We start from the raw sequence: 422 nt of genomic DNA, 5'->3' as shown, positions 1-422 counted from the left end.
TGCCGACCTTGACGCCGGCGGCCTCCAGGGCCTCCTTCTTGGCGGCGGCCGTGCCGGAGGAGCCGGAGACGATGGCGCCGGCGTGGCCCATGGTCTTGCCCTCCGGTGCGGTGAAGCCCGCCACGTAGCCCACGACCGGCTTGGTGACGTTGTCCTGGATGAACGCGGCGGCGCGTTCTTCGGCGTCGCCGCCGATCTCACCGATCATCACGATCACGTCGGTGTCCGGGTCGGCCTCGAAGGCGGCCAGGGCGTCGATGTGGGTGGTGCCGATGATGGGGTCGCCACCGATGCCGACGGCGGACGAGAAGCCGATGTCGCGCAGCTCGTACATCATCTGGTAGGTGAGCGTGCCCGACTTCGAGACCAGGCCGATGCGGCCCGGCTTGGCGATGTCGGCCGGGATGATGCCGGCGTTGGAC

At 69.7% G+C, this 422-nt stretch carries 1 pseudogene; it reads right to left on the bottom strand.

What is annotated here, in order from left to right:
* Positions 1 to 422: pseudogene (locus DSY14_RS28185) on the bottom strand (succinate--CoA ligase subunit alpha); the annotation flags it as partial.

Origin of the sequence: Nocardiopsis sp. MG754419, assembly GCF_018207095.1 — a bacterium.
Taxonomy (GTDB): domain Bacteria; phylum Actinomycetota; class Actinomycetes; order Streptosporangiales; family Streptosporangiaceae; genus Nocardiopsis.
Note: the sequence above shows the minus strand (reverse complement) of the source record. Positions and strands in the feature narration are given on the sequence as shown.